This window comes from Anabaena sp. AL09 (assembly GCF_001672255.1).
GTDB classification, from domain to species: Bacteria; Cyanobacteriota; Cyanobacteriia; order Cyanobacteriales; family Nostocaceae; genus Dolichospermum; species Dolichospermum lemmermannii.
Genome location: NZ_LJOQ01000100.1, coordinates 41,965 through 64,961, shown reverse-complemented (window position 1 = coordinate 64,961; position 22,997 = coordinate 41,965). Strand labels below are relative to the sequence as shown.

The 22,997-nt window shown below is 38.8% G+C and carries 20 protein-coding genes, 1 tRNA gene and 1 pseudogene; 9 read left to right on the top strand and 13 right to left on the bottom strand.

Going from position 1 to position 22,997, the window contains the following annotated elements:
* Window positions 1-24 precede the first annotated feature (24 nt).
* Together AN490_RS20480 and AN490_RS20475 are read left to right on the top strand one after the other, a co-directional pair.
* Window positions 25-1,737, top strand: coding sequence for a diflavin flavoprotein (locus AN490_RS20480; protein ID WP_300006710.1), 1,713 nt, complete (start codon window positions 25-27; stop codon window positions 1,735-1,737).
* Between the two features lie 112 nt (window positions 1,738-1,849).
* Window positions 1,850-1,996: a hypothetical protein gene (locus AN490_RS20475; RefSeq protein WP_300006671.1), complete on the top strand. Its 147-nt coding sequence runs from the start codon at window positions 1,850-1,852 to the stop codon at window positions 1,994-1,996.
* On the opposite strand, the gene AN490_RS20470 is transcribed toward AN490_RS20475, so the two are convergent.
* Together AN490_RS20470 and ubiE are read right to left on the bottom strand one after the other, a co-directional pair.
* On the bottom strand, window positions 1,989-3,227 hold the full coding sequence (locus AN490_RS20470; protein ID WP_300006709.1) for a DUF445 family protein: 1,239 nt from the start codon (window positions 3,225-3,227) through the stop codon (window positions 1,989-1,991). The genes AN490_RS20475 and AN490_RS20470 overlap by 8 nt on opposite strands.
* Before the next feature lie 54 nt (window positions 3,228-3,281).
* Entirely contained in the window at window positions 3,282-3,971 is a 690-nt protein-coding gene (gene ubiE, locus AN490_RS20465; protein WP_148760165.1) for a bifunctional demethylmenaquinone methyltransferase/2-methoxy-6-polyprenyl-1,4-benzoquinol methylase UbiE, read from the bottom strand.
* A 202-nt stretch (window positions 3,972-4,173) separates the two neighbouring features.
* On the opposite strand from ubiE, the gene AN490_RS20460 reads away from it, so the two are divergent.
* Entirely contained in the window at window positions 4,174-5,259 is a 1,086-nt protein-coding gene (locus AN490_RS20460; RefSeq protein WP_300006670.1) for a RuBisCO accumulation factor 1, read from the top strand.
* A gap of 177 nt (window positions 5,260-5,436) precedes the next feature.
* Here the strand turns inward: AN490_RS20460 and AN490_RS20455 are convergent, their stop codons facing one another.
* From AN490_RS20455 to AN490_RS20440, 4 genes are all read right to left on the bottom strand, one after another.
* On the bottom strand, window positions 5,437-6,390 hold the full coding sequence (locus AN490_RS20455; protein ID WP_300006669.1) for a hypothetical protein: 954 nt from the start codon (window positions 6,388-6,390) through the stop codon (window positions 5,437-5,439).
* Window positions 6,391-6,394: 4 nt separating this feature from the next.
* Window positions 6,395-7,594 (bottom strand): DUF3696 domain-containing protein, encoded by a 1,200-nt coding sequence (locus AN490_RS20450; RefSeq protein WP_300006668.1) that lies wholly within the window; start codon window positions 7,592-7,594, stop codon window positions 6,395-6,397.
* Window positions 7,591-8,724: a DUF262 domain-containing protein gene (locus AN490_RS20445; protein ID WP_300006667.1), complete on the bottom strand. Its 1,134-nt coding sequence runs from the start codon at window positions 8,722-8,724 to the stop codon at window positions 7,591-7,593. The genes AN490_RS20450 and AN490_RS20445 overlap by 4 nt, the downstream gene beginning before the upstream one ends.
* 288 nt (window positions 8,725-9,012) lie before the next feature.
* Window positions 9,013-9,735 (bottom strand): Uma2 family endonuclease, encoded by a 723-nt coding sequence (locus AN490_RS20440; RefSeq protein WP_300006666.1) that lies wholly within the window; start codon window positions 9,733-9,735, stop codon window positions 9,013-9,015.
* Between the two features lies 1 nt (window position 9,736).
* Between AN490_RS20440 and AN490_RS20435 the strand changes: the two genes are divergently transcribed.
* On the top strand, window positions 9,737-9,898 hold the full coding sequence (locus AN490_RS20435; RefSeq protein ID WP_300006665.1) for a hypothetical protein: 162 nt from the start codon (window positions 9,737-9,739) through the stop codon (window positions 9,896-9,898).
* Between the two features lie 6 nt (window positions 9,899-9,904).
* On the top strand, window positions 9,905-12,184 hold the full coding sequence (locus AN490_RS20430; RefSeq protein WP_300006664.1) for an ATP-dependent helicase: 2,280 nt from the start codon (window positions 9,905-9,907) through the stop codon (window positions 12,182-12,184).
* Between the two features lie 204 nt (window positions 12,185-12,388).
* Here the strand turns inward: AN490_RS20430 and mutL are convergent, their stop codons facing one another.
* Complete coding sequence (mutL, locus tag AN490_RS20425) at window positions 12,389-14,056, bottom strand: DNA mismatch repair endonuclease MutL (protein ID WP_300006663.1); 1,668 nt, start codon at window positions 14,054-14,056, stop codon at window positions 12,389-12,391.
* A gap of 178 nt (window positions 14,057-14,234) precedes the next feature.
* Between mutL and AN490_RS20420 the strand changes: the two genes are divergently transcribed.
* A complete protein-coding gene (locus AN490_RS20420; protein WP_300006662.1) occupies window positions 14,235-14,570 on the top strand; it encodes a rhodanese-like domain-containing protein in 336 nt (111 codons plus the stop codon).
* Here the strand turns inward: AN490_RS20420 and AN490_RS20415 are convergent.
* Window positions 14,548-14,811, bottom strand: coding sequence for a hypothetical protein (locus tag AN490_RS20415; RefSeq protein ID WP_300006661.1), 264 nt, complete (start codon window positions 14,809-14,811; stop codon window positions 14,548-14,550). The genes AN490_RS20420 and AN490_RS20415 overlap by 23 nt on opposite strands.
* Before the next feature lie 139 nt (window positions 14,812-14,950).
* Entirely contained in the window at window positions 14,951-15,961 is a 1,011-nt protein-coding gene (locus tag AN490_RS20410; protein WP_300006660.1) for an adenosine deaminase, read from the bottom strand.
* A gap of 225 nt (window positions 15,962-16,186) precedes the next feature.
* Between AN490_RS20410 and AN490_RS20405 the strand changes: the two genes are divergently transcribed.
* Together AN490_RS20405 and AN490_RS20400 are read left to right on the top strand one after the other, a co-directional pair.
* Window positions 16,187-16,645: a pentapeptide repeat-containing protein gene (locus AN490_RS20405; protein ID WP_300006659.1), complete on the top strand. Its 459-nt coding sequence runs from the start codon at window positions 16,187-16,189 to the stop codon at window positions 16,643-16,645.
* A gap of 280 nt (window positions 16,646-16,925) precedes the next feature.
* Window positions 16,926-17,183: pseudogene (locus AN490_RS20400) on the top strand (PIN domain-containing protein); the annotation flags it as partial.
* A 31-nt stretch (window positions 17,184-17,214) separates the two neighbouring features.
* Here AN490_RS20400 and AN490_RS20395 read toward each other — a convergent pair.
* From AN490_RS20395 to AN490_RS20385, 3 genes are all read right to left on the bottom strand, one after another.
* Window positions 17,215-18,156 (bottom strand): LysR family transcriptional regulator, encoded by a 942-nt coding sequence (locus tag AN490_RS20395; protein WP_300006658.1) that lies wholly within the window; start codon window positions 18,154-18,156, stop codon window positions 17,215-17,217.
* Between the two features lie 142 nt (window positions 18,157-18,298).
* Window positions 18,299-19,081 (bottom strand): RNA methyltransferase, encoded by a 783-nt coding sequence (locus tag AN490_RS20390; RefSeq protein WP_168632255.1) that lies wholly within the window; start codon window positions 19,079-19,081, stop codon window positions 18,299-18,301.
* A 55-nt stretch (window positions 19,082-19,136) separates the two neighbouring features.
* A tRNA-Leu gene (locus AN490_RS20385) sits at window positions 19,137-19,220 on the bottom strand.
* Window positions 19,221-19,475: 255 nt separating this feature from the next.
* Between AN490_RS20385 and murA the strand changes: the two genes are divergently transcribed.
* Window positions 19,476-20,855 carry a UDP-N-acetylglucosamine 1-carboxyvinyltransferase gene (gene murA / locus AN490_RS20380; protein ID WP_300006708.1) on the top strand — a complete coding sequence of 460 codons (1,380 nt, stop codon included), beginning with the start codon at window positions 19,476-19,478 and terminating at the stop codon, window positions 20,853-20,855.
* A gap of 281 nt (window positions 20,856-21,136) precedes the next feature.
* Here murA and recN read toward each other — a convergent pair whose 3' ends face one another.
* Window positions 21,137-22,867 (bottom strand): DNA repair protein RecN, encoded by a 1,731-nt coding sequence (gene recN, locus AN490_RS20375; RefSeq protein ID WP_300006657.1) that lies wholly within the window; start codon window positions 22,865-22,867, stop codon window positions 21,137-21,139.
* Between the last annotated feature and the right edge of the window lie 130 nt (window positions 22,868-22,997).

Sequence of the window (22,997 nt, the reverse complement as noted above, 5' to 3'; positions counted from 1 at the left end):
GTTTTTTCGACCCAACAAGCATCCATGAGCGATTCCAGACCAAGAGACGTACAAATCCTACCGATTGCTACTAACACAAAGGTGATGAGAGCGCGGAGTAAATCGCGGTTAAGATTTGAAATTGAGTATGCTCTAGAACGGGGAACTACTTCTAATAGCTATTTAATAGAATCCGATAAAACTGCTATCACAGATCCTCCAGCAGAAGGCTTTACAGAAATTTATTTGGAAGCATTACAGAAAACAATCAATGTGCAAAAGTTGGATTATGTGATTTTGGGACATTTTAACCCCAACCGGATTCCAACTTTAAAAGCAATTTTACAATTTGCACCACAAATTACCTTTGTTTGTTCTCTTCCCGCTGCGAATAATTTACGTGCTGCTTTCACCGACCAAGATATCAAAGTTTTAGTCATGCGGGGGAAAGAAACCCTAGATTTAGGTAAAGGTCATGTTTTGAAATTCTTACCTACTCCTAGTCCTCGTTGGCCAGAAGCACTTTGTACTTATGACCAACAAACCCAAATTCTCTTTACAGATAAGCTATTTGGCGCACATATCTGCGGTGAAGAAGTATTTGATGATCATTGGGAAACTTTCAAAGAAGACCAACGTTATTACTTTAATTGCCTCATGGCTCCTCATGCAACTCATGTTGAGTCAACTTTGGAGAAAATTTCCGATTTCCAAGTCAGAATGTATGCTGTCGGTCATGGACCCTTGGTACGCACCAGTTTAATCGAATTAACAAAATCATACAGTGAGTGGAGTCGCGCTCAAAAAGATAGAGAAATATCTGTAGCACTTCTCTATGCCTCTGCCTATGGTAACACTGCCACCTTAGCACAAGCAATGGCTTTAGGATTAACCAAAGGTGGCGTTGCAGTTAAATCTGTGAACTGCGAATTTGCTTCTCCTGAGGAAATCCGCACTGCATTGGAACAAGCAGATGGTTTTATCATTGGGACTCCCACCATAGGTGGACACGCACCTACTCCTATTCATACCGCTTTAGGGATTGTCCTCTCTACAGGTGATAATACCAAACCTGCGGGAGTCTTTGGTTCTTACGGTTGGAGTGGTGAAGCTTTAGACTTGGTAGAATGCAAACTCCGAGACGCTGGTTATCGTTTTGGTTTTGATACCCTAAAAGTCAAGTTTAAACCTGATGAAGTTACTCTCAAATATTGCGAAGAAGTCGGTACAGACTTTGCTCAAAGTTTGCGAAAAGCCAAGAAAGTTCGTGTTCCCCAACAAGCTGCAACCCCCACAGAACAAGCTGTAGGCCGGATTATTGGTTCTGTCTGTGTCATTGCAGCCAAGCAGGGAGAATTTTCTACAGGGATGATGGGTGCTTGGGTATCTCAAGCTACTTTTAACCCGCCGGGAATTACGGTAGCGATCGCTAAAGATCGAGCCGTTGAATCTCTATTATATCCTGGTGGTAAATTTGTCCTGAATATCCTCCCTGAAGGTGTTCATCTGGAATACATGAAGCATTTTCGCAAGAGTTTCCAACCTGGAGAAGATAGATTTGCTAACTTCCCCAAAGCCGAAGCGGATAATGGCTGTACCATCTTAACAGAGGCTTGTGCATATCTAGAATGTTTAGTGCAGCAGCGGCTAGAATGCGGTGATCATTGGGTAATATACGCAACCGTAGACAACGGTAAATTACTCAAGCCTGATGCTATGACTGCTATTAACCACCGGAAAACAGGCTCATACTATTAATTAGTAATTGCCATAAATTATAGAGCCGCCTGGAAAAATTACCAAGGCGGTTTTTTGTAGTCTTTGAGATTTTAAAATTTGTTATCGGTCATTGCCAAAAATAGTTCTCCAAATGCTTCGCCCGTACAGTTGTCAGTTGTTAGTAGGGGCGAAGCATTTGGAAGATAAATTATTGGTCATTGCCAAAAATAGTTCTCCAAATGCTTCGCCCGTACAGTTGTCAGTTGTTAGTAGGAAGTCCCAATTCTCAATTACATAGATTGACTCAAAAATAGAAATCCTACTTGCAACAAACCGACAAAAAAACCTAAAACACCACCTAAAGTCACAATTGCTTGTAATTCATTTCTGACAATTCCCTCAATAGCATCTTCCAGTTCAGCAGGTGAGGTGGCTTTTACTCGTTCCACAATTACTTGATCTATAGATAAAATAGGAATTGCTTGAGCCACAATAATTTCTAAATCTTTTTCTAGATACTTTTCTAAAATTAATGCTAAATCCCGTGCCACAACTTCTAAAGAAGTGTTGACAACGGCTGAACTACTTAACCGATTTAACAAGACAACAGAAATTCTTTCCCAATCAGCCGATTCTGTTAATTCTTTGAGCAAGTCACTACCACTATTTTGGAGATATTCACGCACACTATCTCTAATCGTTTTTCGCAGTTGACGGACTGTACCAACAGGAAGATTTTGCAAAGATAAATTCTGTAATAATTCCTTAATGCGATCGCGCATTTTTAAATCTTTAATTAATTCTTGCAATCTTTTATTAGTTGCTTCCTTTTCATCTAAACAAAATGTCCGTAACCGAGTCAAAGTATTCTTCAACCCAAACAGATTTGCCACTACCCAATAAGTACCACTGGTTTTTTCTCGAAAACTCTCATCAATGGTTTGAATTGTCCGATCTGTTAAAAAATCAATAATAACTTGTCGTAATCTATCGGGAGGTAAAACTATCTCTAATAACCAATCAGCTAACCGGACAGATTGTTCTTCACTAAGTTGAAACTCTAATAATACCTTATCAAATATTTGGTTAATTTGCGTCTCTAAAAATGTTTCCTGTCGCGCTAAAACCTTCAAAAGACGTGGTAAAGATTCACCCAATAAATCACGTAAAACTCCCGCCAAAATCTTAGTGCTACGAGGGTTTTTATCACCTTTAACTTGATCAACTACCAGACGTAATAACCAGAAAATTCCGCCTTGTAGTCGTTCAGGTTGCAGGAGTCTTCGCGCCAGATTTTGCATTTCCTCTGGAGTCAGTAGCGATTTCATAATCGCATTAGCAATATTTTGTCCTAACCGTTCCTGATTACTAGGAATTAAACCTGGCGTAAACGGGACTTTTTTCCCCAAAACATAAACTGCTTTATAGGGACGAAATAACATCTTTATGGCTATGTCGTTGGTATAATAGCCAATTAATCCACCCAGGATTGGGGGTGAGATATACAATAAAATTCGAGACAAATCCACAGGCTTTTGGATTAGGTAATGGGTAGTGGGTAATAGATAATGGGCAATTACCAATTACCTAATTACTACTAATACTCCCATCATACCGTTAGCAATGGGATAGTGTGTGACATCCAGAAAACCAACTTGATGCGCTAATTCTATTTGCTCTTTCCCAGTAGGAAAGCGGTCTAAACTGGGGCTAATATAGGCATATTCGTCTTTTAAGCCGAGATTAGTCGCCATGGGAACTACAAGATTATCTAAATACCATTGTTGCACTGCGCGGAACTGTTGATTGTGGGGACGATGAAAGTCTAAAATTGCGGCTTTAGCTCCTGGTTTGAGAACACGATATATTTCTTGGAGGCTACTAGGAATATCTTTAACATTTCTTAATCCATAACCCATAGTGGCTGCATCAAAATAATTATCATCAAAAGGTAAATTTAATACATCTGCTTCTACCCAATTAATAGGAGGTAGGGGATAGTAATTTTTGCAGCGCTCTTGAGCAGTATTCAGTAAGTTGGCAGAAAAATCAACTCCGTAAACTTGGCCTGTTACCCCTACATGACGTGCTAACCGAAAACTTAAATCACCACTACCGCAGCACAAATCTAAGCCAGTATCACCAGGTTTAGCTGCGCTCCATTTGACTGTCATTTCTTTCCAAAGGCGGTGTTGTCCCCAGCTTAATTGATCGTTAAGTTGGTCATAAACAGGAGCAATACGATTAAATATAGCGCGGACTTCGTTACTCATTTGTTGAGGGAGTAGGGAACATTAAGTTTTTTGGCACTTTCAGGGGTTAGGCGTTGACAGCGAACTTGGTTTATATATCTCACTTATTTTTTCTGACTATTTTCATAATTAAAACACACATAATAGAAGAATATAGTTTCCCAACTTTATATTTCTTCGCACTCATCAGACAGTATTAACTTTAAAGACGCACTTTTTAATTATGACCGAAACACAGCCCAATCTTCAAAATCCTGCACAGGATACAGCACAGACAGCCACAGAATTATTAGTTAAGCTGAGACAAAAACAGGGGACTTGGGTGGAATGGGGACAAGCGATCGCTTACCTGCAAAAAAACGGTTACAATCCCCAAGACATCTTTGAAGCCACAGGATTTGAACAGATTCAACAAAATCAGGTGATTGTTGGCTCTCAGGTTTACAATTCTCTGGAAAAATGCGGCTCATCACCAGAAACATTAGCATATTACCAGTACAAAAGTAGTGATGTGTTATATGAGTTACGTGGACTAACTCAAGAAGACCGTGCTACCACTGCCGACTTAACCTATCAATACAAGCTTGATGCAGATTTAGTCAGGGATATAGCCAAAGCAGTGAAAGACTATTCTTGGTTTCCTAGTTTACCAGAAGGTTTCAGTAAACATCCAGGAGATGCGATCGCTTATCAATCCTGGAAATACGCTAGACAAAAATCTGATTTATCAGAGCGATCGCGCTTAATTGCCAAAGGTTTACGCTTTGTTCACTCCGAAACAGCTAGAAAACAACTAGAACAACTGTTAATGGATTTTAGCGTTGCTCCCAAACTAGCTCCGCCTATTTTGCCATTTTATCGGCTAGAAATTGATGAAGACTTACCCCGGATTTTACCAGTAGTAGGTGAATTGCCATTAACTCCACAGGAATTAAAAGCCGTACCATTTATTACGGAAATTCAACCCTTTCGCATTGTTAAATTTGCCGGAGAACAAGCTTGGGTAGCCTTACCCGGCTGGAAAGTGCTACTAAATGCTGAAGATCCTGTAGTTGTCATTGGTAAAAGCGATATTTTCCCCAACCCCCATCAAAACAAAGTTGAACCAATTATGATCGTTATAGATCGCGCTCAAAGAGAATGGGATATTTCCAATTACTTTGTGTTTGAAAACGGCGATAGTATTGACTTTCAATGGTTTGAAACTGCACCAGCAATTCCCTTGTTAGGAAAAATGATTGTTTTGGTTCGTCCTAAGAAAGTTCTTGATGAAGAATATACCAAAGATGCTTGGCAGATTGACGAGTAATGCAATAGAAGTCACCGAGTCAGAAAGAAGAAATTAATTTAACAGTTTTGCGTAGATATGTCAGGGTTTAGCAGTGCTAAACCCCTACCCGTACAATCAAGTAGTTAAGATATTCTTAGTATATAAGGTTGTACGTGACAATAACTTGATTCATGGAGATGTGCAACCAGAAAATAATTATGTTCGATAATTTACTGTAGGAAGATGACGACCTACATAGCCAATAATAACTTTTCCTGGCTGCAATGGAAAGAAATGAATCCGCCAGTTACAGGATCTTAACTTAATATGACGTTCAAAGAAACGTTCCTCTCCATCAGGACACATAAATGTTCTTTCTTGTCTATATTTATTGTTCTTACGGGTTGATTTACTTTCTCCAGATTCATCAAGAGAATAACCTTCTACGCTAAATGATTCACTTGTCCAATTTTGACAACATTTTTGAAGTTCATTTAAGGTTTTACATACTCCTGCTAATTCATTTTGTCCTGAGCGAATATCTTTTAAATCTTTCTCAACACAATCACAAAATTCTAGATTAGAAAATAATTCTTCTCTTCTATTCCAAATTTCATTACCGTTCTCTATATTTATTTTGAAGCCTTCTTCTAACCAATCAGTATGTTCTCTCCCATGAGTGATGCAACTGGCGTGTTTTACAATATCATTAGTAATAATCAAAGGATCTTCTTCATCTTCATTTATTCTTGTTACCTCTACCTCCAAAATACTAGTGTCCCACTGTGGCTCAGATTGTAAACTTATGGATAGAGAATTGTTAACGTAAGCATAATAAATTCCAATCGTATTCTGTCCTTGATAAGTTACCTGAATTTCTGGATCGGCAATATCTGGTAGAGGAGGATCATTTTTATCTTGTAAACTTCTAATTAATCTTCGAGCATCTATATCTACATCTTGATCATTACGCCATTGAACTAATAGATAATTTGGTGCAAGCTGTAAATTATTAAAATTGCTTTGGGTACGAAGTTTCTTTTTACAACTACTTGGAGTTTTAATAGCAAGTATAGTATTTATGAAATCTGTCATTAGTTGTCTTGCTGTATTAATATCAGTAGAAGAAGTTTGTAAGCAGAGTTCATTAAAAACGATTTCTAATTCCATATTTTTACTCTTCTACTGGCTCTAATAAAACCTCTAAACTTTTATCCCATTCATCAAAGAAACCATCTGGCCACTTATCAATTCTACCACTGCGATTAATACGCGGCGAAACTACTTCTGTAAAACCTTGTCCTTGTTTTTCCTGACGTTGAAAATAATGTAACTGTACATCGTCTGGTTTAATTTTACCTCCATGAACAGCAAGACGAATACCATTTAAAACATGATCGCTATGAGTTTCTATCACAACTTGAACACCACAACTAGCTGCTAATGCTAATAATTCTCCCATTTTTGCTTGTCCTCTAGGATGAAGATGTGCTTCTGGGTTTTCAACTAAAATTAGTGTACCAGGAGGAGATGCAAGTACAGCTACAATTATTGGTAAAGTGTAGGTGATTCCAAATCCTACATTAGTATTACGATATCTACTACTAACATCTTTTCCCATATCAAATGAGTATTGCAAGCTCATTAAATCAACACCTGGAATTGGGGTGAGATGAATTTTTGTACCAGGGCTAATTTCTCCCATCCATGCTTCAACTTGATTTTTCAACAATTCTGAGTCTGATTTTGGATGGCTTAATTTGCTGTGTTCACCTTTTTTTGGAAGTTCAAAGGCTTTAGACACTTTATGTGAAGCTTTCTGATCAAGTCCAACGGTATTTATTCTCCAGTTACCAAAAATGTGCAAAAAATGTTCTGCATATTCACCTCTAGTACCAATTTGAAAATGTTGACGTACTAAATAATCTGACATTTCAAAGACATTACGAGGTCCCAGTCGTTCTGCTTGCAGATAGTGAAAGCAATCTCCAAAAAGGCTAAATTCACGTAGTTCTTGAGTTATTGGTGCAATATCAGTGCGTATAACATCTGCTTGTTCGTCATACCTAAAACTCCATTCCCAGATCCTTCTTTCTTGATGTTCTACTATGAGCTTAAAACCTATTATTTCCGGTTTTACCGCACTCTCAAACAAAGCATCTTTAGCAGTACCAATACGAACCAAATCACCATTTAAAGCTAGACGTTTTCTTTGTAAAAGTCTCTGTTGATAAGACTGACGTAATAGAAGGAGTGATTGTAGTACGGAAGATTTACCCATACCATTCAGACCAGATAACAGAGTTAATGGTCTAAAATCTAAGAACTGATCTTCAAATGGTTTGAAATTTTTTAAATGTAGTGAATGTATCATTGTAATACAGATTTGATAATTTCTCCAATTTCATTTAATCGATCTAATACAGTTTTAAGGTTTCCTGTACTCCTGTACATAGGAGTATCAAATTTACCTGCATTAGTCAAGTCTATTATTTGTTGTTTTATAATTTCTTTCCTTTCTTTAAGAATCTCAACTTGTTGACAATTAAGTTTATATAAATTAACAGACCAAGCTTCAAATAAAGCTTTATTCACAGGAGGGCTTTTTGATCCTGCTTTTATTTTCCGAAAAGCATCTTTACCAAAGATATCAAAGGCTAAATTCATTAAATTTAGAAACTTATTGCTTATTAATTTTATTTCGTCTTCTGACATGAGATTTATATATGTCATAGATTTATCTAATATTTTTTTAAAGCTTTTGTTGCTTTCAAATAATTCTTGATTATTTATCATAAATACTAAAACTCTAAGAATGCACTCACGATCCGCCATTCGCTCTGATTTTATTCCTTTGTTAGTAGCTTTTTTGAATTCAGGTGATGCAGCTAGATGTTCTAATAACCTTGTTGCTTTACCTTGATTTAACCCATGACGAATTTCTTGTGTTGACAGTGACAAACTACTGGTATTAATACGTTCAAATATAGCTTGCGTAAATTCTTTTCCTGTACCTGGTTCAAGCAAAATAACTGTGAGAAGAGTTTCTTCTATACGACGTTGATAATTACGTGGTATTTCATCATATACCTTGCCGTTAAACTCAGTAAATGATTCTAGTCCAGTTAGTTTAAGATTGTTATCTATTACAAACTCTTTTAAAGTAGTTAGTCTTTGTAAACCATCTATCATTAACCATTTTTCTTCATTAGTTGCATCAATATAAAATGCTGGTATAGGAATACGAAGTAAAATAGACTCAATAAGTCTACTTTGAGCAATTTTATTCCAAACAAATTTGCGCTGAAATTCAGGATATAATTCAATTTCATTATTCCTAATCTTTCTAAGTAAGTAGTCAACATTAAATTGTCTAGTCTCGACCCTGATTTTAGTCGGGTCAAATGGTTCATTTATTTCCTCTTCTTCTGATGCAATTTCTTCTTCTTCAATTTCTGCATCTTCTTCAATTAATTCTGAAGTGCTGGTATTCATATCTGTCATAATACTTACTCCTTAGCGTTAATGGCTATTTACTCCCTTCTTAGTAATCCTTGGTAATACTACCTCAGTAAACAGCAGTTTGCTTAAATAACTTACTTTGATCGTACTATCTTCCATCGTTGGCAGATGTAATCAACATAAAATGTCCTATCCCCAGCACCTAACTACCAATAAAGCAGCCAGACTTAACTAGCTGCTTTAGCACATACCCCATTAAATAAATTTCCCCACTCCCACCAAATCCAAAGATAGGTGTAATAGTATTTTTAACCCGAAATCCAAATAATATTACGCTTCTGGTTCAATTCCCAAAGCCCGTAATTGTGCAGCCAAGCGATTTGCTCTTTCTTCACCAGTTAATAACAAATTACCTTGCAAATCCCACCACCGCAACCAAGGTAATTCCATATTCTGATATTCTCCCTGCCATAAACCTAACTCAATTCCCATAGGTGTAATTGAATAATGTCCTCGTTCATTTTCTGCTAATAACTGATATTTTCCACCAATTAATTCATAAACTTCTATACTGGCTTTATTCACTTCATAAATGCCATAAAAAGCTGGTTTAATCACCTGTTCATAAATCCAGAACTTACCTTTCCAAGGAGTTTTGTCTCTTTCTTCACTACCATTCCCCGAAACAAATTCTAACACAATTAATGGCGAAATATATTCTTGCCAAAGGACATAGGAACGTCGGGTTTTACCATTTAAAGAAGGTGGTACATTGGGAACATAGAACCAGTCTGGTGCTTCTGCACCTTTCTCAGGTGGTTCAGTAATACGCCAATAAATACCTAAATCCTGTCCAATAAAATATTGACTATCAGGATAAAGTTTTTGCAACACAGGCTGAATAGAGTCTGTCAGGAGAATGCTTTGGGGATGTTCTTGCCAATTTTTCACAAATGTGCCGTCCGACTCTGGTAGTTGGGTATGATCTGGAAGAGAGGTTTCTGGATAAGGGCGTAAGTCTTGATCTTCCTGGATATCAGTTGTAAAAGTCATTATGTCCTCCTGCTGGTGTGAGGTTTATTCTAGTTTAGCAAAATTAAGGTGTAAAGCGATCGCCCAGCGCTCCGCAGGTATCGTACGATGTAATGAACCTACCTCTGTAGATATTCCTCTCATTGAGGATATTAACTTAAATCAAATTACACAGCTTGTATAAAAACTAATGACTAATGACCAATCACCTATTACTAAATTAACAGAGAATATCGCCCTCATTCGCGCCCAGCTTCGCCCAGGACAAACGCAAATGGCGGATTGGCAATCAGGTCCATTAGCGGTGTCTGCTGTGCCAGGGGCAGGCAAATCTACGGGAATGGCAGCAGCAGCAGCGATCGCCATTGCTCGTCAATATGAGTATTATTTAAATACAGGTAATAAGGATTATAAACAGTTAATTGTTGTCACCTTTACCCGTTCTGCAACTGCAAATATTAAATTTAAAATTCGGGAAAATTTAAAAAAATTATCTTTACCACAAACAGGATTTGCAGTTTATACTTTGCATGGTTTAGCCTTAATTATCGCTAGTCGTTATCCGAATTTGTCAGGGTTACAGTTAGAAAATGCGACCTTAATTACACCGAATCAAAGTCATAAATTCATTCGGACAGCCGTAGAACAATGGATTGTTAATGATCCGGAAACTTATCTGCGCTTACTTGCAGGACAGCAATTTGATGGGGAAGAAACCGAAAAACTCCGTCGTCAGTCAGTGTTAAGAACGGAAGTATTACCAGATTTAGCTTATACGGTGATTCATGAAGCGAAAAGTTCAGGAATATCACCCGCAGATTTATTAAAGTGGAGTGAACAAACTTCAGATAAATATGGAATTTTGAAAGTTGCAGCCGGATTATATGCACAATATCAAAAAATTATGCAGTTGCAAGATTTCATTGATTACGATGATATGATTTTAGGGGCTTTAAAAGTTTTAAAAAATCCTAGTACCTGCCGGATTGAACAAAATAAAGTTTTTGCTGTTTTTGAAGATGAAGCTCAAGATTCTAGTCCCCTACAAACAGATTTATTAGAAATACTCGCTAGTCAAGAATTTGGAGATAACTTAGATAAATCAGCCTTAAATTTAATTAGAGTTGGTGATCCTAATCAAGCGATTAATTCCACTTTTACACCTGCTGACCCGATTTATTTTCGGGAATTTTGTGAAGATTGTCAAACTAAAGATAGACTGGCAGAAATGGATCAAGCTGGTCGTAGTACACAAATAATTATTGATGCGGCTAACTTTGCTTTAGAATGGGTAAATAATCAGGATTTTGCCAAAACTAATCGTAGACCACCACCATTTAGAATTCAGAAAATTCAACCAGTTAATCAAGAAAATGGCAATCCTGAACCTGTGGGACAAGGTTTGGAACTTTATACTCCTAGAGATATTCATCATACAGTTGAATTACTTTCCCAAAGAGCCATTGAACTATTTACAGAAAATCCCCAAGCTTGTGCAGCGATATTAGTGCGAGAAAATCGTCAAGGAAGATGGTTAGCTGCGGCTTTAGAACCAATATGCAAAGAACATAAAATTAAACTTTATGATGTGGGAGAAAAAGAACGCCGTTCTCATGTTCCTCAAGAGATTTTATCATTATTGCAGTTTTGTGAGCGTCCCCATTCTCCCGATTATCTCAAAGCTACTTTAGATGTTCTCGTCGAACGGCAATTAATTCCAACTCAAGATATTAACACTCTAGCTAGTCTACCTGAAGAATTTTTATATCCAAGTCTTTTAAGCGCACCCCAAATAGAAATAGTCCAAAAAGCGGCTCATCTTTGTCGAAGTTTACTTAGGGCTTATTTAGAACTACCATTTTATCAAATAATTTCCTTTTTTGCCTTAACTTTGAAATATGATCAGGCCGAATTAGCTACTGCTGATAAACTTGCAGAACGGGTAAATTTGCAAATTTTTGGGAATAGTTCTATGGGGGCAATGATATTAGCTTTAAGTGAAATTGTTAGTTCCGAAAGATTTGAATCTGTAGAACCAGAAAATGTGGAAGCACAATATACTAAAGCAGGGCAATTAACAATTATTACCATGCACAAAGCCAAAGGGCTAGACTGGGATTATGTATTTTTGCCTTTTCTTCATGAAAATTTAATTCCTGGCAGATTTTGGATTCCCCCCCAAGGACAATTTTTAGGTGATTTTACTTTATCAGAAGTCGTCCGCGCCCAAATTCGTGCGGGACTTCACAAAAAACCTATACCTGATATTCCTCAAGCTTGGGAAGAATCAAAATACCTGAAAATCGCCGAAGAATATCGCTTACTTTATGTTGCCATGACTAGAGCCAAAAAACTTTTATGGATGTCTGCGGCTCAAAAAGCCCCCTTTACCTGGAGTAAACCGGAGAATTTACAAACATCAGCCCCTTGTCCAGTTTTTGCAGCTTTAAAACGGCAATTTCCGCGCTGAAATTGGGACGGGACTAAATTGACACTCTCAGGTCTAAACAATACCTTCTCCAAATTGGAAAAAGCCTTGATTTGTAGGTTGGGTTGAAGCATGAAACCCAACAAATGCGTTGGGTTGCGCTGTCGCTTAACCCAACCTACAGGAAATGGACAAGGTATTGCTAAAGACACTGAGTTTTACGCTTACCGGATGTCTCTATAAGCTTCAAATCCCATGACTTTTCCCAATTACCCAATTCCGGCGAAAAAACCGCGCTAATGCCGATTCTTCTAAAGATAAATAAATTGGTCTACCATGAGGACAGGTCCGCGGGTTGCGGGTTTGTTGCCAATTATCTAATAAGGTCTGCATTTCTGGTAAACTCATTTTTGTACCATTGCGAATTGCACTCCGACAAGCAACAGCAACTTGAGCAGTTTGTAAATCTCCTCCCCAACTTAACTCTAAAATGGCATCAGCAGCATCTTCTCGTTGTTTTAACATATTAGGGATGTTTCGCACTGCCCAAAGTTTATCACCAAAAGGTTCAATATCTAAACCAATCCGTTGTAATTGGGAAACCTGCGCTGGTGATAATTGATAAATAATAATTGGAGTTTCCACAGGGACTAATTGCCAATTATCACATAATTGTTCATATAATACTCGTTCATGGGCTATATGTTGTTCTACTAGCCACATTCCTCCAGAATGTTCAGCCACAATATAAGTATTACTGACTTGAGCAATAGCTTTTAAATAATTTTGATTTTCATTACTTTGGAAATTTTGAGAACTTTGAGAATTGAAATTATATTCACCTTTAGATTCTGCTACTTTTAATAAATTACTAACTCTGGTTGTGTGAACAGATTCTTTTATATTAGTTTCCGAAATCCGCAATGATTTATTAATGGCTTCAGTAATTTGTTCTTGCCAAAAAGGTAGTTCATTCAGATAAATTTCTGTTTTCGCTGGGTTACGATTCCAGTTAATTTGTTCAGGGGAAATAGTTAAATGTAAAAAACAAACAGGATAGCGATCGCGTGGTAATGTTTTATGAAAAGCTGAAAGTATTGTCTGTTCTAATTCCGGCGATTTAATTATTCTGCCATTAATTGCCACTTTCACCCAATCAGGACGATGACGATGACATCTATCGGGTAATCCTATCACTAAATGCAAAGACCAATTTTCCCGATTGGGGATTTCTAAATTCACCTCATGTAAATCATCTTGTCGGACTTGGGTGAGAATCTGGGGAATCAGTTTTCCCACAGTTAATGCGGGACAAATCGTAAACCATTCTTTATCATTTTGCCAAACTTGATAATTAACATGAGGATGACATAAAGCTATTTGTTGAATTATCCCTTGTACAGCTTTTAATTGCTGATTTGTCGGAGGTAAACCTTGACGACGGTTTTCACAATTAGCAAATAAATTATTAACTGTTACGACAGTACCAGGAGCGATCGCCGCAAAGTCTACTTCTGTTACTTCTCCTTCATTATTGTAATTAATTCGCCAACCTTCACTTCCCCCTAAAGGACGACTTAAAACTTCTAAATTTGCCAGAGTTGTTAAACTATGTAACGCCTCACCCCGAAACCCCAAACTGTTAATCTTCCATAAGTCTGCACTAGAATGAATCTTACTGGTACTATGTGCAGTTGCTGCTTGTTGCAAATCATCCAAATTCATCCCATGACCATTATCAGCCACCCGAACTCGCCACAGTTGCGGCCATAAAGAAACAACAATGCGCGTTGCGCCAGCATCAAGAGAATTTTCCACCAACTCCCTGACAACAGCTACCAAAGAATCAATTACTTCTCCTGCCGTAATTAAATATACAACTTCTGTTGGTAAAGCTTGAATAGTAGATACCATAGGAGGAATTAACAATTAAAAATTAAAAATTAAGTATTTTTTGAATCTAGAGAACATTAGCTTACAATATTATGATTACAAAAGATTAATTTTTAGAATCTGCTGTCATTCTAAAGAAATCCGCATTAAGAAGAGATATTTGGTAGATTTCTGATGATATTAGCCGCAGAAAAAACTTATGAGTATTGATTTAGTTGCTGATGTTAATGACTTAAAGACAAGTCTTCAATGGGGTCAACCTGCTTTTACAATTATTGATGTGCGCGATCGCTCAACATACAATCATAGCCGCATCACAGGAGCGATTTCTATCCCCCTCAATGACTTAGAATCTCGCGCCCAAATATCCCTCTACAGAGAACGCCAAATCTATGTTTATGGCGAAAATGACAGCCAATCAGCCCAAGCTGTGAGAACCTTACAATTCCTCGGTTTTACCACAGTAGCTGAACTGGGCAGTGGCTTATCAGCCTGGAAATCCATTGGTGGTGCTACAGAAGGCGTAGAAGGTTAAAGGAGTAGGGGGAGTTGGGGAGGTAGGGGAGGTAGGGGAGGTAGGGGAGGTAGGGGAAGTAGGGGAGGTAGGGGAGGTAGGGGAGGTAGGGGAAGTAGGGGAAGTAGGGCAGGTAGGGGAAGTAGGGGAGGTAGCGGAAGTAGGGGAAGTAGGGAAGGTAGGGGAAGTAGGGGAAGTAGGGGAAGTAGCGGAGGTAGGGGAAGTAGCGGATAAAAGAATCTTGCCTCCCCCAACTCCCCAACTCCCCAACTCCCCCAACTCCCCAACTCCCCCAACTCCCCCAACTCCCCAACTCCCCAACTCCCCCAACTCCCCCAACTCCCCCAACTCCCCAACTCCCCAACTCTCCAACTCCCCAACTCCCCCAACTCCCCTGTCACCTACTTCAACAACCCAGTTAACAAAGATGCTGGACGTTGACTGTGAGGCCAAGCAAAAGCATGGCGGAAAGCTGCATCTTGACAAGCTTTTAACTGTTGAAAATTAATAATGTCGTAAGTCAAAAGATTTTCATATTCAAACGGGAGACGCATATTATGTAATCCCGCATTATCCGTACAAATAGCGATATCAACTCCCGCTGCAAAACAGCGGTCAAAAACTAACTTGAGTTGCCGAATATCCTGTAAAGTTCCTGTTTTCAAGTAAGTTGTCGGACAAACTTCTAAACATTGTCCTCTTCTGGCAATTTCTGGCAGCAATTCAGGATATAAAAGCGGAATTTGGATACCGTGACCAATTCGCATTAAATAGGGTAACAATTCGGGATAACAACCATCTTTAGTTTCATAAAGATGCCCCGTGGTGTTAATACCCAGTGAATGGGCGTAATTATATAAACTGATCCATTCTGCCATTCTTTCAGCATAATAGCGATCGCCACCAGCCATATCTACCGCACAGACATATTCTCTATTTTGCGCCGCCAAATCAATAATTGCCTTATTTACCTCAAAAGATAAACGGGAGTGCATACAAAGAATTTGACTAGTAACAATGGGATATTCGGGTACATGACTAGATTTACCCACAACATCTACAATCTCCGCCATCTTATCAATTCTTTCCTCTTGACTCAAATGTTCAGGAGTTCGTAAATAGGGAGTATAGCGTAATTCCAAATAAGCCAAATTCTCAAAAATATAAGCACCGCGTAATAAGCGGTAAATGAAGTAAGGTAAAGTCTCCACCGTTTGCACACTTTCTACAAGGGTATGCAATTCTAGATATTCATCCAAAGTATTACGAGGACGAGTATAAAAATCTTCAAACTCTGCATATTCACCAAAGCGAGAAATCAACTCAGTATTATGACGCTGGAAATATCGCCATAGGACACGAGGGACAACGGAACCACCTAAATGCCGATGTAATTCTGCATATAAAGCCATAGTGGTATTTGCCAGAAAAATTTTATTAATCTTAACAAAAACCTCGATAAAAAAACATGGTCTTACGAATTGACAAAGTTTACCACTTGTCTATTCCCAATTGCTGATTTATAAAAAGAAATATCAAGCTTGTAGTTTAAATCAACATTTTTTCGCCAATTAGTGAGATAATGAATTCGTGAGGACAAGAACAGACATAAATATATTGTGAGAGGGGGAAATTGTATGAAACTTCAACTATTAGCCGCTATGGCCTTGATAACTCCCCTGTTTCTAGCTAATTCAGTTCAAGCTGGAAGCCAAAAAGATTTACAGAAACTTTTGTCAACTAGAGAATGTATCCAGTGTAATCTATCAGGACTCAACCTCAGTGGCACTCATCTAATTGGTGCAGACTTGCGAGGCGCAAATCTTCAGGGTGCTAACCTTACAAATGCTAACTTAGAAGGTGCTGACTTGACCGGAGCAAACTTAGCAGGTGCTAACTTAACATCAGCCTTTGTTACCAACGTCAATTTGAAAAAAGCCAATTTAAACGGCGCAAATCTTACCCGCGCCACAGTCAATGATTCCAACGTCTATCAAGCATCAATGGATAATATTAACATTACCGATGCTGGCATATATAACACAGGGATTGGTATTGGTGGCGAAGATGGAGCTACGTTTCCTGATTGGGATTAAGTAGATTAACTTAGCTAATCCTTAAAAAAGAGAAAGAGTTAGAGGTGTGAGATAGTAATAGCGAACGCATTGCGTCCGGGAGGGAACTAGCGCGACCTAGGAATCGCCATTTAGGAATAAGTTGGGAGAGCGATAGCGAACGCATTGCGTCCGGGAGGGAACTAGCGCTGCTGCAAGCAGTTCGTTTAAAATTAGGGTTGTGTGCGATAGCGAAGCGCGACCTAGGAATCGCCATTTAGGAATAAGTTGGGATAGTGATAGCGTAAGCGCTGCTGCAAGCAGTTCATTTAAAATTAGGGGCAAGAGAGGACTTTTATCTATTAATGCTGTAAAGCAATTGTCCGAATTTCATATCTTTTTTCAAAAATATCAAACATTATTTTTAGATGATTTAGAAATTATTGAAAAATCCTGTGAAATTCATGCCAAATTAAAAGCCAAAGGTACTCCTATCCAAGATGCTGACATTTTAATAGCAGCTACAGCAATTGTCCGCGATTTAATTCTCGTTTCTAATGATTCTGATTTAGATACATAGCCAAGTGATTATGTATCTACAGCAGCTTGATCTAAAGATTAGTTTCCACCAAATTATGATCTAAGATTAAACCACCTTGCTCTGTAATTTTTTTCGCTGCATCTAAAAGATACTCATAATAGGTATGAGCAATAATGGATAATTGCTTACCAGCAGGATAAACCATATACCAAGTGCGTTTAATGGGAAAGTGCTGGACATCTAAAATGCTAAATTCCGCAGTGTCCGTGAGTAAAGTATGACGGGATAATACGGATATACCTAGACCACCAGCGATCGCTTGCTTAATCGCTTCATTACTCCCCAATTCCAACTTCACCTTCACTTTTACCCCATGTTCCTCAAATAGACTTTGGACAGCGCTGCGAGTTCCTGAACCCGGTTCACGCATAATAAACAGTTCATCACCTAAACGTTCAATAGGAATATTTTTTTCCTTCGCTAAGGGATGATTAGCTGGTGCAAAAACTACTAAAGGATTTTCTAAAAATGGCTGAAAACTGACATCGAAATGATCGGGAATCTGACTCATAATATACAAGTCATCTAAATTACTCATCATCCGATCTAAAATCAGTTCATGATTTGTGACTTGGAGAGAAATATCAATCCCAGGGTAAAGCTGACAAAAAGGCCCCAACAATCTGGGAATAATATACTTTGCTGTGGTAATTGCTGCCAGCCTTAATTGTCCTTGCTTTAGTCCTTTTAAATCTGCAATCGTCATTTGAAACTTGTCCATAGTCTCAAAAATTTGCCGACAAGTAGCAAATAATTCCCGTCCTGCTTGTGTCAAATATAAACGCTTTCCTACCTGTTCAAATAATGGCAAACCTACGGATTTCGTCAACTGTTTAATTTGCATGGATATGGTAGGTTGAGTCAAAAACAACTCTTCCGCAGCGCGTGTAAAACTACCATGCCGGGCAGCAGCCTCGAACACCTTCAACTGGTGCAATGTCGCTTGGTTCAAGCTGATTCTCCTCTGATAACAATTTTTATATATAATAATATAGTATTCTGTAACACTAATAAAATTTTGAGTGTTATTTATACAAAGTTCTCAAATCCAATATTAAATCTCTCACATAAAAACAAAAATCTATAACTGAAGATTATCCAGAAATTTTCTGTCTTTGGGCTTCATATAACATTAAAGCAGCAGTGATTCCTACATTCAAGGATTCCACCCCAGGATTAAGAGGAATTTTTACTTGAATATCTGCCAACGCGGCTAAATCCGCTGATAATCCTGCCCCTTCGTTACCCAATAATATTAAACTAGGTTTACACCAATCTACCTGCCAATAAGTTAAATCGGCATGAGGTAAGGTAGCTACTACCTGCATTCCTGCTTGCTGACTTTGTTGAACTGTGGCTTTCAAATCTCCACTTACAGCCATATTCAAACGAAACCATTGCCCAGCAGAAGCGCGTAAAACCTTGGGATTATCTAAGTCTACACTATCTTCACTTAACCACAAACCTGATGCACTTGCCGCTGCGGCTGTGCGAATCATCGTTCCCAAATTACCAGGATCTTGGACAGTTTCCAAAGCCAGAACTAAACCAGTAAACGGAATTTGTCTTGCTTGTGCTTCTCGTTGAGCTATCGCCACTATACCATCAGGATTGACAGTTGTTGCCATTGCTGCTAAAACTTCTGGACTAACAATTTCAACACGATAGCATTGACCACAAATAATTTTCCACAATTGGGGATGGGTTTCCTGCCATTGAGGAGTGCAACATACCGCATCTAAAGGATAGCTAACCGCACAAGCTTCTTCTAATAAATGCGTTCCTTCCAATAAAAAAAGCTGTTGCTTATTTCTCTCCTTGGTGGAGTGCAACTTGCGGATTTGTTTAACTAGGGAATTTTGTAAACTTGTTAACACAATCTTAGATTTGAAATTTCGGATTTGAGATCAATCCAAAATTGATATACTGATATGCGGAACCCGGGACTTGAACCCGGAAGCCCGTGAAGGCACTAGAACCTGAATCTAGCGCGTCTGCCAATTCCGCCAGTTCCGCTGGAATTGAATCTTATTTACAATTTATCATTATGTCCTAATCATTTTCATTTGTCAAGAAAAAATTTGCCAGAATAGACATCTAGCTAATCCCCATTTTTCCAATTAAGCTGACATACTGCATGATAGAATTTAACGACTTTATGGCATTTGACAACTTCAAGAAAAATCTTCCGGCTTTTAGCTAGATGATTGTCGAGATAGAATCAAAACCAACATCAAACCTTTATAATTACTTACTTTTGGAGGTAGGCTTATTAATTCTTCTAGCAGCTTACCAGATGCCAAATCTTCACTAGAAGCAGACTCCTCAGTCTTGCAAATCAGTGGAGGGCATTCTTTGGGCGGTCATGTAAACATTAGCGGGGCTAAGAATTCCGCACTGGTAATCATGGCGGGAACGTTCCTCTGTTCCGGCGATTGTCGCATTCGCAACGTTCCTTTATTGGCAGATGTAGCGCGAATGGGACAAGTTCTATCAGCTTTAGGATTACGTTTAAATAGAGAAGGGGACATTTTAGATGTTGATGCGCGGGAAATTACCACATCTAAAGCCCCTTATGAACTCGTTACGCAACTGCGAGCCAGTTTTTTTGCCATTGGTCCAATTTTAGCCCGACTAGGAGTTGCACAAATGCCCTTGCCGGGTGGTTGTGCCATAGGGGCTAGACCGGTAGATTTGCACGTCAGAGGACTGCAAGCAATGGGCGCAGAGGTGCAAATTGAACATGGTATTTGTAATGCTCATGTTCCCGGAAATAATGGTAGGTTAAGAGGCGCGAAAATCTACTTAGATACTCCCAGTGTCGGTGCGACGGAAACCTTGATGATGGCTGCTACTTTAGCAGATGGAGAAACCATCCTTGATAATGCTGCCAGAGAGCCAGAAGTAGTTGATTTAGCTAACTTCTGCAACTCAATGGGAGCAAAAATTCAAGGTGCGGGAACAAGTACAATTACTATAGTTGGCGTACCTAAATTACACTCAACCGACTATACTATTATTCCTGATCGCATTGAAGCAGGGACTTTGTTAATCGCTGGGGCAATTACCCGTTCTGAAATACTTCTATCCCCAATTGTACCGGATCATTTAATCCCAGTTATTGCTAAATTGCAAGAGATTGGCGTGTCAATTATTGAGGAAGGAAAAGATTGCTTACGGATTTTACCAGCGAAAACTCTCAAGGCTATAAATATTGATACCTTGCCTCATCCTGGGTTTCCCACGGATATGCAAGCACCTTTTATGGCTTTACTAACTGTAGCAGAAGGTGACAGTATCATTAATGAATCAGTCTTTGAAAATCGCTTGCGTCATGCTTCCGAATTGAATCGTTTGGGTGCAGATATCCGTGTTAAAGGTAATACTGCTTTTGTGCGGGGAGTGCCAATGTTATCAGGCGCACCAGTTATAGGTACAGATTTAAGAGCTTCCGCAGCCTTAGTTATCGCCGGATTAGCAGCATCTGGAACAACCACAGTGCAAGGATTACACCATTTAGATCGGGGTTATGATCGTCTGGATCTGAAGTTGCAGCAATTAGGAGCAAAAATTATTCGTGTAAATGAAGCGTCAAAAGATGCAGATTTACTTGTTAATAACATTAATCCTCCAGCCTCAGTTTCTATCTAAGGTTCGAGTATTTTGTTTTTGTAAACTTAATGGCGATCGCTCTCCGTATTGTGCGAAGTGCGATCGCTTTTGGCTATTGATTAAATTTGACAAAGTTGCTAAAATCCTGGACATCCTGATCCGGCTTGCACCACGCTAGTACCGCAGGGCGGAAGTCAAAAGTCAAAAGTCAAAAGTCAAAAGTCAAAAGTCAAAACTAATATACAGTAGGCTTTTTGGCGATTGAATATGGTTGCTTTATTTACGCCGCAGTGTACTAGGCTATCAGACAATTTCACCATCTATTTTCCCCTTTCCCGATGATTAGCAGCTTGTAATAATAAAGATTCAGCAAAAGAAATTGCCTCATTTGCCGATTTACCACCAGCTAACTGAGCCAATTCTTCCCGACGAGTAGTTAAATTATCCAAACTTGTCACCCTCACCACAGTCCGCTGTTCATCATTACTATTTCTGGCTTTATTAATAACTAATTTATCAACGCGAAAATGACGATCTGCCATTGCGGCAATTAAAGGTTGATGAGTTACACATAATACTTGATGTCCTTGACTAAGTTGGTGCAATTTTTCCGCTATAGCTTGGGCAACTCTACCAGAAACTCCCACATCAATTTCATCAAATATCATTGTTCCCACTTCATTTCCTTGATGGAAACAAGCTTTTAAAGCTAGTAAAAACCGACTCATTTCTCCACCAGAAGCAATTTCTGTTAATGGTTGAATAGGTTCACCGGGGTTAGGACTAAACATAAAAGTAATTTTATCTGCACCTGTAGCTGCGGGAGAAATGGGGACAATTTCTACTTTAAATTTCACCTTATCCATCGCTAACGGCTTGAGTTCAGCTAATAACCGAGATTCTAAATTAGCCGCAGTTTGCCGCCGTAATTGGCTTAATTGGTGACTAATTTGTTGGAGTTCTTGTAAAGATAATTGTTCTTGTTGTTCTAAAGTTTCGATAGATTGTTCACTATTATTTAATTCAGCTAATTCAGTTTGAATACGTTCATAATAAGAAATAGCTTCCGTCAGAGTCGGTCCATATTTGCGACAGATTTGTTTTAATTCCCGTATCCGTTCATCCACCTCTTCCAACCGTTGCGGATCTGCTTCTAACCCTTCTCCATAAATACTAATTTGTCTCCCCACTTCCATTACCGCTGCAACGGCATCTCGCACCAATTCCAACAAAGATTGTAATTGAGAATCATACTCCACCATGTGAGTTAATGTCATCTCTCCATCGGCTAATAAATCAGCAGCAGTCCGAGTTTCCTGATCATCTTGATACAAAGCCTGATAAACTTTGTAACTCATTTGTTGTAAATCCACAACATGATTCAGGCGTTCCCGTTCTTGATTTAATTGTTCCATTTCCTGGGCATCATCAAGATTAGCAGCGCCCAATTCTTGGACTTGATATGTTAATAAATCCAATTGTTGCAGCCGTTCCCGTTCCGATGTCCGGCGTTTTTCCAGCGCTTGTCGGGCTTGTTGATATACAATGAAAGCAGCAGCGACATTTTGGCGTTTGTGCAACAAAGCATCACCACCATATAAATCTAACCAATCTCGAACTTGGGCAGATTGTCCCACTTGTACCGTTTGTCCTTGTGCCGTAATTTCTACCAAACTATCCCGTAATCCTGCCATTAAGGGGCGATTCACCAGTACCCCATTCACCCGTGACCGACTGCGGATATTACTGGTAGTAGTGGCAATTTCTCGACTAATGATCACAGCATGATCATCGGTTAAATCAATTTCTTGTTCACTCAACCAAGCTGCTAGGGGCGGAGTAACGCTAAAAGTCGCCTCCACTATAGCGCGATTTGTGCCAGTTCTAATCACCCGACTAGAGACTTTACCACCTAAAACCGCATCAATAGCATCTAATATAATTGATTTTCCTGCGCCGGTTTCTCCCGTCAACACATTCAAACCCGTACCAAAATCCAATTCCAGATGATCAATTAAGGCGAAATTTTCAATTCTTAAATATAGCAGCATTTAAATAATCCTTACTATTGCAGATTTCCCCGGTTTCAAATTATGTTTCGCGCAAAGGCACAAAGAAGCAAAGGCGCAAAGGTGAAGATTTTTAATTTTCCTTTTTTCTACTTCAATATGGCTATTAGCA

What these genes read in the sequence shown, in the direction of transcription:
- AN490_RS20435 (WP_300006665.1), top strand. Translation starts at nt 9,737, where the DNA reads ATGTCCTCCTGCTGGTGTGAGGTTTATTCTAGTTTAGCAAAATTAAGG.
- AN490_RS20440 (WP_300006666.1), bottom strand. Translation starts at nt 9,735, where the DNA reads ATGACTTTTACAACTGATATCCAGGAAGATCAAGACTTACGCCCTTAT.
- AN490_RS20475 (WP_300006671.1), top strand. Translation starts at nt 1,850, where the DNA reads ATGCTTCGCCCGTACAGTTGTCAGTTGTTAGTAGGGGCGAAGCATTTG.
- AN490_RS20455 (WP_300006669.1), bottom strand. Translation starts at nt 6,390, where the DNA reads ATGGAATTAGAAATCGTTTTTAATGAACTCTGCTTACAAACTTCTTCT.
- AN490_RS20480 (WP_300006710.1), top strand. Translation starts at nt 25, where the DNA reads ATGAGCGATTCCAGACCAAGAGACGTACAAATCCTACCGATTGCTACT.
- mutL (WP_300006663.1), bottom strand. Translation starts at nt 14,056, where the DNA reads ATGGTATCTACTATTCAAGCTTTACCAACAGAAGTTGTATATTTAATT.
- AN490_RS20405 (WP_300006659.1), top strand. Translation starts at nt 16,187, where the DNA reads ATGAAACTTCAACTATTAGCCGCTATGGCCTTGATAACTCCCCTGTTT.
- AN490_RS20460 (WP_300006670.1), top strand. Translation starts at nt 4,174, where the DNA reads ATGACCGAAACACAGCCCAATCTTCAAAATCCTGCACAGGATACAGCA.
- AN490_RS20430 (WP_300006664.1), top strand. Translation starts at nt 9,905, where the DNA reads ATGACTAATGACCAATCACCTATTACTAAATTAACAGAGAATATCGCC.
- AN490_RS20445 (WP_300006667.1), bottom strand. Translation starts at nt 8,724, where the DNA reads ATGACAGATATGAATACCAGCACTTCAGAATTAATTGAAGAAGATGCA.
- ubiE (WP_148760165.1), bottom strand. Translation starts at nt 3,971, where the DNA reads ATGAGTAACGAAGTCCGCGCTATATTTAATCGTATTGCTCCTGTTTAT.
- recN (WP_300006657.1), bottom strand. Translation starts at nt 22,867, where the DNA reads ATGCTGCTATATTTAAGAATTGAAAATTTCGCCTTAATTGATCATCTG.
- AN490_RS20410 (WP_300006660.1), bottom strand. Translation starts at nt 15,961, where the DNA reads ATGGCTTTATATGCAGAATTACATCGGCATTTAGGTGGTTCCGTTGTC.
- AN490_RS20420 (WP_300006662.1), top strand. Translation starts at nt 14,235, where the DNA reads ATGAGTATTGATTTAGTTGCTGATGTTAATGACTTAAAGACAAGTCTT.
- AN490_RS20450 (WP_300006668.1), bottom strand. Translation starts at nt 7,594, where the DNA reads ATGATACATTCACTACATTTAAAAAATTTCAAACCATTTGAAGATCAG.